Origin of the sequence: Trichocoleus sp. FACHB-40 (assembly GCF_014695915.1) — a bacterium.
In the GTDB taxonomy this organism is placed as follows: domain Bacteria; phylum Cyanobacteriota; class Cyanobacteriia; order Cyanobacteriales; family FACHB-T130; genus Funiculus; species Funiculus sociatus.
Window position 1 is genome coordinate 67,113 of record NZ_JACJPF010000041.1, and the last position, 11,207, is coordinate 78,319.

Sequence of the window (11,207 nt, forward strand, 5' to 3'; positions counted from 1 at the left end):
TTCATTAATAATGATAAGATTTCTCATTTAGTGGAGATAGGAGGCGGCCTTGGCCTTCAAAACATTGAGGCTGTACCAGATTGGCAGACATCGGACAATATAGCAATTCTCGTTTGGATGCAGTACACTCTGACCTCTCCCCAACCCCTCCCCTGCAAGGGAAGGGGCTAATTTTCCCTTGCCTATTCCGGGGAGGGAGCTGAATCCTTAGGTCTGTATTGGTTTCAACATATGTATGGTCAATAAAGTGAAAAGACATCAAGAGGGAAGTTGCGAAAATAATCAGGTAAAACGAGTTGTTAAGGCACAATCAAATTTTTAAGAAATGAAACTGTGTTGTCTATACATTATTAATTTATCGAAAAGGTGATGTTTAAATCTCTTTTAAAGTGGTGTTTTCTAAAAAGTCGTTGGCGTTTTCTTGATGGTTTTTTCAAGGGTGGTATAGGCTATAAAGTCAGGGGTTTGAAAGGGAAATCATTCCGACTGCTACCGTTGATATTTGGGTTCATGCTGGTTTTACTTGTGGGGAGTCAAAGTAATAGCTCATCACCTTCCTCAACTGAAATACTCTGGGACACGTACGGCGTACCGCATATTTACGGCAAGGATGCGAAAAGTGCATTTCAGTCCTTTGGTTGGGCGCAGATGCAAAGTCATGGAAACCTGATTTTACGCCTCTACGGTCAGGCACGCGGACAGGGTGCAGAATACTGGGGAAAAGAGTACCTAGAATCAGATCAATGGGTACAAACAATGGGGATTCCTGAGCGTGCCAGCAAGTGGTATGAAGCGCAAAATCCAGCTTTCCGGAGTTATTTAGATGCCTTTGCTGCTGGGATAAATGCCTATGCTTTGAAACATCCTGAGCTGATTGATGATGAAGTTGAGATGGTGTTGCCAGTCCGGCCAGTCGATATAATTGCTCACGAGCAGCGCGTGATGAATTTCACATTTATTGTGAATCCAAAGAGTGTAAAAGAAACTAGCGATCGCACTAACCCCGTCGGTTCTAATGGTTGGGCGATCGCACCAGCACGTTCTGCAAGTGGGAACGCGATGCTACTGGCAAACCCGCACCTCCCTTGGTCAGATTTATTTGTTTGGTATGAAGCCCAGATTACCGCGCCTGGAATCGATGCTTACGGGGCGACACTTGTCGGACTTCCGGTATTAGCGATCGCATTCAACAACAACTTGGGATGGACTCACACAGTCAACACCCATGATGGATGGGATGCTTACGAATTGCAGCTCAAAGACGGCGGCTACCGCTTTGATGGCAAGGTTCAAGCCTTTGAGACAGAAAAGAAAATCTTGAAGGTGAAACAGGATAACGGCACACTGCGCTCCATACCACTTGTAGTGCAACGCTCGATACACGGGCCTGTTGTAGAGCAAAAGGATGGAAAAGCCCTAGCGCTGAGGGTTGTGGGACTTGAACAACCTGGTGCATTAGAGCAGTGGTGGGATATGGCGCGTGCAACCAAACTCTCTGAGTTTGAGACTGCCCTAAAGCGCTTGCAGATTCCGATGTTCACGGTAATGTATGCAGACCGCCAGGGACACATCATGCACCTGTTCAACGGTCAAGTGCCAATCCGCTCTCAGGGAGACTTTAAATACTGGGAAGGCATAATCCCTGGTGACACATCTACAACGTTGTGGACAAAAGCTCACCCTTATACCGATTTACCGCGAGTAGTTGACCCGCCTAGCGGCTGGTTACAAAATGCAAACGATCCACCCTGGACAACGACTTTCCCAGCGGCGCTAAATCCAGCAGATTTCCCGCCCTATATGGCACCGCAGTTTATGTCTTTCCGAGCGCAACGTTCCGCGAGGATGTTGGATGAGGATAAAAAGATTTCTTTCGAGGAAATGATTAAGTACAAACACTCAACACGCATGGAACTGGCAGATCGTCTTCTGGATGACCTGATTCCCGCTGCACGGAAGCATGGGGATGAATTAGCGCGTCGAGCCGCCGATGTACTTGAGGCTTGGGACGCATCAGCAAATGCAGATAGCCGGGGTGCCGTACTCTTTTCCTTCTGGGCTGAAGAGATGGACTTCGACAGCGCATTTAGCACCCCGTGGAACCAGAATTCCCCACGTACCACGCCAGACGGTTTGGCAGATCCTCCTCGCGCAGCTAAGGCGCTTTCTACCGCTGCGGCGAAGGTGGAGGCGGCTTATAAGGCGCTTGATGTACCTTGGGGTGATGTCTTCCGGCTGCGGTCTAATAATGTGGATCTTGCTGCCAATGGTGGGCCGGGAAGTCTTGGGATTTTCCGGGTTCTCAATTTCGCTCCGGCGTCAGATGAGCGATTTTCAGCTTTCGATGGCGATTCCTATGTTGCTGCAATCGAGTTTTCCAACCCAGTAAAAGCGATGGCACTTACAAGCTACGGTAATGCAACCCAGCCGGGTTCGCCCCATGTTGGCGAGCAGTTGCAGATGTTCGCTCGAAAACAGTTGCGTCCGGTTTGGCGAGCGCGTCAGGATATCGTGGCCCATCTGGAAAAGCGCGAAGTATTCTAAGTGGCTACTCCCTTACGGCTACAAGATTATTTATTCTGTAGCCGTAAGGGAGTAATTAATGGAAGCGATCGCGTTTTTATGAAATCTTAGCTGGATCTGGTAAAAATCCCCCTTCTCGCAGTTCCTTGACACTATCTTTAACAGCCTGAATTATGTAAGCAATATCTTCATCTGTATGTGCTGTAGATAAGTACCCGCCTCCTCCCAACAGAAGTATCCCCTTGTCAAGCAGGTGATAGCGTAACAAATCCATACTTGTTGAGGCAGCAGGATTTTCCGCAGCTACAGAATTTCTTGAAGAAGCGGAGCCGAAAAGCGAACCAAAGTTCACCATTCGGACAGGTACTTTATCTTCTTCAAAGTAAGTATTTAATGCTTCCATAAATTGGGATGTACGTTGATTTAACTCCTGTTGAAGGGCAGGCCCCTGAGTTTTTAAATAATTAAGAACGGCTCGTGCAGCAGCCATAGCTAATGGATGCTTGCAAAAGGTGCCTGCAAAAAATGTTGTCTTCGCTTGGGGGTAAGATGAATCGCCATAATTCCACATACCACCATCAATTGCATCCATGTAGACAGCTTTTCCAGCAATAATGCCAATTGGCATACCGCCACCGACAATTTTCCCATAAGTGGCTATGTCTGCTTCAATGCCAAACCATGCCTGTACGCCACCCGGATGAATGCGAAAACCAGTTACCATTTCATCAAATATTAATACCATCCCTGATTCTTTTGTGAGTTCTCTCAGTTCCATGAGAAACGTTTTAGGCTGGAAGTCAGGGCGGCTAGTTTGCACAGGTACAACTAGAACAGCTGCTATTTCTTCTTGATGAGCTTTTATTACTTCAAGTGATTCAGGATTTCCATATTCTAAAACCAAAACATCTTCAACCATATTTGGTGGTATTCCCGGAGCAAGAGGTAATACACGTAAATTCCCGTTTTCCGTTTGAGCTTTAACTAATGTGCCATCAAAATGACCGTGATAAGAACCTGAAAAAATTACAATTTTGTGGCGATTTCTTACTGCTCTTGCCAAGCGTATTGCTGTCATCACAGCTTCTGTGCCTGTATTACTAAATGCTACCCGCTCCATCCCCGTTAGTTCACAGATTAACTCAGCTACTTCACCAGCAAACTCTGATTGTGGGCCTAGTTGTATGCCTTTATCAAGTTGCTCTTGCAGTGCTTCTTTAATAAAAGGAGGATTATGACCAAAGAGATTTACGCCAAATCCCATCATTAAGTCTATATATTCGTTGCCATCGACATCCCAAGTTTTAGAGCCTTGAGAACGCTTGGCTACAATTGGATAAACCATTTCTTTAAAAAGATTATGGAATCCTGTATAAATTTTACTATCAGCCAGGGCTGGGCGATAAGTCTGCGCCATCTGTTTTGATGTTTTTGTGCGCTGGTTGTAACGAGTTATAAAGGCTTGTAAATATTTCTGTTGTAAATTTGTTTCTTGAGAGATCATCAAACTTATCTCCTTTTTTGTTTTATTTTAGGGTTAGGGTAAGCGTTGTTAGTCTTGCCAAGGGGTTAAGTGAAATCTGATAATTTTCTTCGCCTATTCGGGATTTTAACCCGCGAAGGTGCAAAGAACACGAAGGTAAAATGTAGAGGTTAAGGCATAATTTTCCTTTTTTCCTTACCTTTACTGGGCTAGGTGGACAATACCTGACCTAAGAGGATGTCCCAGAAGTGTCAAAAGTTAGTTTGATACTCCCCAGCTCCCTTTTCTAGGGGGGAGAATTAAGTCTTAGTCCCCCTTGAAAAGGGGGATTTAGACCGTCTCAGCGTCTCAATTATGACTTTTCAGACATCCTCGAATAATTAACGCTAAATTTCGCTCGGCTGCGGCGCATCTAAAAAGCCGATTTGAATCAGGTATGAGAAGTAGGTATGAAGGAATTTGTCATCTACTGGTGGACAACAGATTGAAGCGCTGGCAAGTTTATCGAGAGTATTCTGGAAATTGGTATCTTCCACAGAATTTGATTTTGGTGTTGAGGACTCCGCTTTACTGGCACGATTAGATAAGCTTTGCTCAAATAAAGGTAGGAGCGAAGAGACTGCATTATCCTGAGAATGTTCGGCATAATTTGAGAGTTTGGTTTGCCATTCTGCATAGGAAATTTGCTGAATTGAATAGCCAAATGAACTCAGCCACTTGAAAATATCGCTGATTAGGATTGGGTGTGGACTTGATAAATGGAAGTCTTCACCGAGTAAGTTTTTTTGCTGCGATAGATGCAGAATGGCTTGGCTCACATAATCAACTGGAGCCGTCCTTAATATTCCATTTTCGGCGGGCGCGCTTTTGAGTTGAATATAGCCTTTGATAGTTCTGCACAGATGATCGTTTGGATTACAAGCACCAGTTTGGCTGTGTCCTGATACACTACCAATTCTGTAAATAGAGGCGGGAAGACCTTGCGATCGCGCACTCATTATCAACTGTTCCGCAACCCATTTAGTCTGAGCATAGCCACTCTTTGGTACATCATTGTCCGCTGATAATAGAGTAGCAAGAGTTGAAACATAATGCACTGGCTTCACTTTGGTTTGACAAGCCAATCTCAAGATTTCCTGCGTCCCCAAAACATTAGGTGTTTTGAGCATTGAGTAGGGATAAACAAGATTTATTGCCGCCCCATTGTGATAAATCACATCGATTTTATTTGCCAAAAGTTGAAATTGCTCCTGGGAAAGACCTAACAAGGGTTGGGATAAATCTCCTAAGACGGGAATGATTCTAGAGCTGAGAGATTCATTCCAAATTAAATAGGATTCCAGGTTGCTTTGAAGTCTCTTTTTGGCGGATTCGATATTAGGAGAACGAACTAGACAATAAATGTCTGCTTGGGTTTGTTGTAGCAGTTCGTAAAGTAGAAAAGCTCCCAAAAAGCCCGTTGCTCCCGTTAAAAAAATACAAGTTGGATCAGTTAAATCCTTAACAGGTGCAGTATTGGGGCGGATGGCGGAATCTAGGATGGCATCAGCAAGTAACTGTTCAATAGTAATTTCCTTGCTAGTGGTGGTGGGGTTTGCCGGAAGGGGCGTTTCCAGGGGACTTAGCTTTGGTTGTGAGTCAGAAGGGGTGTAGACTGGCGATCGCATAGTCTGACAGTGGGTGATGAGCGATCGCAATCTCTCCTGAAAATCTTCCGCTAAACTCTCAATTGTCACCCGGCGATGAACGGCCTCGCTGTACGTCCAATTCAGCCGCAGCTGACCTCCTACAACAATCCCATTGATATCTAACAGGTAACGCCGATGCCCTCTTGGACTGCGGACAAGACCGCTGGATTCCTCGGCTAGAGCCAACAGCGATGATTGAAATACTTGATCGGATTGACCTAAGTAGTTGAAAATCACTTCCGCTTGAGGCATTTGCAACTGCAAAGGCTTTTCCAGATTTTTGCTTAGATAGCGCAGCACGCCATAGCCAAGGCCCCGATTTGGGATACTACGCAGTTGCTTTTTGATAGCCTGCAAAGCATCTCCAGGGTTAGAAGCTTCCTCTAAGCTCAGCCGCACTGGGAAGATGGTAGTAAACCAGCCGACTGTACGCGATAAGTTTACATCGTCGAAAATTTCTTCGCGCCCGTGACCTTCCAAATCCACTAATAACGAATCCCCTGTCCACTGTCCGAAGGCTTGCACCAGCGCTGTGAGCAACACATCATTGATCTGAGTTCCATAAGCTGCTGGTACCTGCTGCAACAAAGCTTGAGTTTCTTCTTGAGAGAGGGTTACGGACACTGTGCTAACTGACGCTACAGTGTTGGCACCTCCAGAAAAATCCACTGGTAGAGGACAAACTGGTTTCCGTAGCTGGGTCAACCAATAATTCTCCTCTTGCTGGAGTTCTGATGAGTGGGCGTATTCCTGCAATCGTTGCGCCCACTGCTGGAAAGAAGTTGTTTTGGGTGGCAGTTGGATCGTCTTACCCCGGCTAATTTGCTCATAAGCTGTCTGAAGATCCTCTAGTAAAATCCGCCAGGAGACACCATCAACAGCTAAGTGGTGGATGACAATCAACAGGCGATTCCGCTGGTTGTTACCTAAGGTAAAAAAGACAACTCTGACCAACGGCCCTTGTGATAGGTTCAAGCTAGTTTGTACTTCGGCGGCGGCGGATTCTAAGGCGGCTTTTTGTGCATCGGGGGAGTGCGCCGACAAATCTAGGCAGGTAAATGGTACTACCTCATTGAAACTAGCATTGACTTGTTGAGGAGCGTCGCCTTCTTGAATAAAACGCAGACGGAGTGCGTCGTGATGTCTAAGCAAATGCTGCACGACTATTTGCAAAAGCTGCGGGTCTAAATCGGGCGGCACTTTTAACAAGACAGCTTGGTTGCTGTGGTGCGGATCGAGAGGATTGTCTTCAAAAAACCAGTGCTGAATAGGTGTCAGAGGCACCTGTCCAATTACCATCCCCTGTTCTGCCTGGATAGTATGGGTAGTACCAGTAAGAGCAGCTAATTGGGCAATTGTCGGAGCCTCGAAAAGCTGCTTGGGAGTTAGGGCTAGTCCGGCTTTGTTGGCTTTGGCGATTACCTGAATATTGAGGATAGAATCGCCGCCTAAATCGAAAAAGTTGTCGTGGATGCCCACTCGCTCAACGCGCAGGATTTGCGCCCAGATGCCAGCTAGGAGCTTTTCAACCGGGGTTTTAGCGGCCGTATATTCTGGGAGCTGTTCGCTAGTGGAATTCGGGGCTGGCAATTGCTGGCGATTTACTTTGCCGTTGGGCAGCAGTGGCAAAGCCAACAGCCGCACAAAAGCTGATGGGATCATGTATTCCGGCAGCTTTTCTTGCAAGAAGTGGCGCAGGTTGCTAATTGTGAATGTCGATTCTGGGGACGGGACGAAATAAGCGACTATGCGGCGATCGCTTACTACATCTTCTCGCGCCACAACTACAGTTTCCCGCACACCTGGGTATTGTTTTAACACCGCCTCGATTTCTTCGAGTTCTATCCGGAAACCCCGAATTTTTACTTGGTGGTCAATTCGCCCCAAAAATTCCAGGTTCTCATCTGGCAAGAAACGCGCCAAATCGCCAGTTTTGTAAAGCTGTGTATCAGCTTTAAAGGGGTTGTTGATAAATTTTTGGGCAGTTAGTTCGGGGCGATTTAAGTAGCCGCGAGCTAAGCCAGCACCGCCGATATATATTTCTCCCGGTACGCCAATTGGTACGGGACGAAGATCGGAGTTTAGTAGATAAATCTGCGTGTTGGTAATAGGACGACCGATGGGAAGGCGAATTAATTCTGGTGACTGGCAATGGTAGACGCTGCTCCAAACTGTGCCTTCGGTTGGGCCATATTCGTTAAACAAAGATGTTTTTGGCAGCTGTTCTAGGTGACGGGAAACTAATTCTTTTGGACAAAGTTCGCCGGCGACGATGACAGTACGCAGTGAAACAAGCTGTTCTGATTGAGCTTGTTCTAACAGGAGAGCGTAAAGAGATGGCAGACTTAAGAAATGGGAAATACGATGTTGACTAATTAAACCGAGGATTTGTGACAGATCCCGTTGTACACCTTCCTGGGGAAGAACGAGCATTCCTCCTTGAGTAATAGTCCAGAATATACCCGCGATTGAACTATCAAAGGCAAATGATGAAAGCAGCAAGAAGCGATCGCATGGTTCCCGATAGTAAGCTAAACGCGCACTGGTTGAGTGAACTAAATTTTGATGCGCGATCGCTACTCCTTTCGGTTTGCCTGTGGAACCGGAGGTATAAATAACATAAGCTAAGTTATCGGACTTGGCTTCATGGGTAAGATTTTCGTCGCTTTCTAAGGCAATATTTTCCCAATCTGCATCTAAGCAAATTACACTAGCTTGATGTTTGGGTAATTCAACTAACCGCTGTTGAGTCAACAGCACTGATACCTGAGCATCCTCTAACATGAAGGCTAGACGCTCTTGGGGATACGCTGGATCGAGGGGTATGTAGGCTCCGCCAGCTTTGAGAATGCCCAAAATCCCAACAATCATTTCTAGCGATCGCTCTACACAGATTCCTACTAATACCTCTGGTTTTATGCCTTGTTTCTGTAGGTAATGAGCTAATTTGTTCGCCCGTTGATTCAGTTCGCGATAGGTTAATTCTTGAGTATCAAACACAACTGCGATGTTGTCTGGTGTTTGATTTACTTGGGTTTCAAAAAGCTGGTGGATGCACTGGTTTTGTGAGTAATCAGCTTGGGTATTGTTGAAGTCAACCAAAAGTTGCTGTCGTTCGCGATCGCTTAATATTTCTAACTGAGCTATCGATGCGTCAGGGTTGTTAGTAACGCTTTCTAACAATTTCACAAATTGCTCTGATAAGCGTTTGATATCTTCTAGAGCGAATAAGTTACTATCGTAGTGGAATTCTGCAATTAAATCGTCCCTACGAATACAAGAAAGTTTGATTTTGAATCGTTCTATACAGGCATACTCTTTGTTAATTGTAAATACTTTGTTCTCGTTTGAATCTCGCTCAAATTCTTCAACCTCAAAAGTAAACGGGAAAAAAGGTGTATCTAAATGATTTACCTGTTGTTGCCAAGTAAAATATTCTTGCCATTTATAGCCTTCATTGACAGAATTATCAACCAGTTCTAAAACTTTGCTGAAAGGTAAATTCTCTGACAAATGAGTTTGAATGGGTAAATATTTAGCAAACAACCCTAGTGCTTGCTGTAAATCCTCATATTTCCGCCCTTCATATGCTGTCCCGACGGTAATATCTGGATAGTCAATCAAACGCCAGAGGAGAACTTGCCAGCAAGCCAATAAAAATTCTGAAACCGAAGTATCATTACCCACTAAGGTTTCTATAGCGGCTATCAAATTTGGAGGAATAGCTGCTGTCAAAACTTGCGGCTGAAATTCTATATTTTTAGAAATTTCATTCTCATAACTCAGCTTTAAGTTTGACAACCCCGATAAATCTTTTTGATGCCAATATGCTCTTTCTAACTCTCCTTCTCCCTCAAGTAACTCATTCTGCCATTCAGCAATATCTGCATATTGCAGCGGTTCATCTGAGAATTTCTCGCCACGCAAACAAACTGCATAGGCATCATTGATTTCCTGTACTAAATTTCTCAATGTCACCCTATCTGCAAGCATAGCTGGTAAGCTTACCAGCAATATATACTTATTTGACGATAGGGAAATCAGAGATAGATGTAAAAGGAAATCTTTTTCAAAATTTAACGGAAAACCTAGAGTTTCATTAAAAAGCGCCTCAACTTTCTCATCTTGTGTAGCGGGAGGTAACTCGCTTAAATCGTAGTAATTGATTGAGGGTGTAACACTATGAGTAATTACCTGGAAAGGAAGCTCCATCCCGGATAGAGAACGGAAATTCGTGCGAAGAATTTCATGTCGATTTACTACCTCTTGTAAGGCACTTTTTAAGATGTTTTTATCCAGCCCGTGGTGCAATAAGGTACATTGGACACGATAAGGTAGGCTAGAGTCAATTTGCTGTAATGACCATAGATGAGCTTGCTGAGGGGAAAGCCGATAACCTTCCACGATTTCATCTGGCATTTTTGTGTCTACGCTTTGCATCTCTTTAACTCCTTTTGTGTACCCTATATTTCTGAATTAGTAAATGGTTCAGCCATTCCCACTACAACTTTGCGCGAACCTACAAAAGGTGTACGACTATGAGCGACTGACATATTATCTAACATCAATACGTCGCCTTCTTGCCAGGGGAAAATTACTCTTTCTTGCAGATAAGCTTCGCGAAGTTCATCCAATACAGATATTTCAATTGAAGAGCCATCACCGTAATAAGTATTATTGGGAAGGTCTTCTTCTTTAAACTCCGCCAACAATGTTTCGCGCATCGTTGGCTCTAGTGTAGAAACATGGAAAAAAGTAGCATGATTAAACCAGATATTTTCTCCGGTTTGGGGGTGTTTGGCAACAGTTTGTCGGACTTGGCGAGTCCTGAGACGATCACCACTTTTCCACTCAAATTCAATCCCATTACGACGGCAATATTCCTCTACCACAGTTTTATCTTCAGTTTGAAAAACTGTCTGCCAACTTAATCCAAATCCATCATTATAGTTTCGGACATACAAAACTTTTTTTTCGATAAAACGCTCTCTAATTTTTGGATTGATGCGCTGAAAAATATTTCGACAGTCAGCAATAGGGGTTTCTCCTCCCTGCTGCGGAGCTATAAGACAGCCAAAATATATTTTTAGAGGCCAAGTTAGCCAATAGGTTCCTTCGTTGTGTAAAAAGATGCTTTGTTCGGCGGGGTAATCAGTTGAAGTATATATTTTGCCGCTGATTTCATGGCGTGGCGATGAGCGATCGCGATATTCCAGCAGTTCTCCGGTGGAAGTGGTTTTGATAAACTGGTTAAACAAATCCGTTGAATTTATATTAAAATTCCGAAAAAGTAAGGCTCTGTAGTTTAGTAACAGGGTTTTAACCGTTTCCTGGTTACTTGTAGCCCACTCTAATAAATTGACACCTAGGACGGCTGGTTTTACAAGTAGAGGAATGCTTTTACCAGGGAGTAGATACTCGGTTTCAATTAACTCATTTTGGGAGAGGTGGAAGGGTTTGCGAGTAATCGACCTTTTATTAAAGGGAATTTGGGAGTTTATTTTTTTCATACT

4 protein-coding genes are annotated in these 11,207 nt (G+C 44.4%); 1 reads left to right on the forward strand and 3 read right to left on the reverse strand.

Going from position 1 to position 11,207, the window contains the following annotated elements; genetic code table 11:
* The first annotated feature begins 510 nt into the window (after positions 1 to 510).
* Entirely contained in the window at positions 511 to 2,544 is a 2,034-nt protein-coding gene (locus tag H6F63_RS06945) for an acylase (protein WP_242019570.1), read from the forward strand.
* Positions 2,545 to 2,620: 76 nt separating this feature from the next.
* Here H6F63_RS06945 and H6F63_RS06950 read toward each other — a convergent pair whose 3' ends face one another.
* The 3 genes from H6F63_RS06950 to H6F63_RS06960 form a co-directional block, all read right to left on the reverse strand.
* Positions 2,621 to 4,027, reverse strand: a complete 1,407-nt coding sequence (locus tag H6F63_RS06950; RefSeq protein WP_190636030.1) for an aspartate aminotransferase family protein — start codon at positions 4,025 to 4,027, stop codon at positions 2,621 to 2,623.
* A 365-nt stretch (positions 4,028 to 4,392) separates the two neighbouring features.
* Positions 4,393 to 10,134: a non-ribosomal peptide synthetase gene (locus tag H6F63_RS06955; RefSeq protein ID WP_190636033.1), complete on the reverse strand. Its 5,742-nt coding sequence runs from the start codon at positions 10,132 to 10,134 to the stop codon at positions 4,393 to 4,395.
* Positions 10,135 to 10,157: 23 nt separating this feature from the next.
* Positions 10,158 to 11,204: a TauD/TfdA family dioxygenase gene (locus H6F63_RS06960; RefSeq protein WP_190636035.1), complete on the reverse strand. Its 1,047-nt coding sequence runs from the start codon at positions 11,202 to 11,204 to the stop codon at positions 10,158 to 10,160.
* Positions 11,205 to 11,207: the final 3 nt, after the last annotated feature.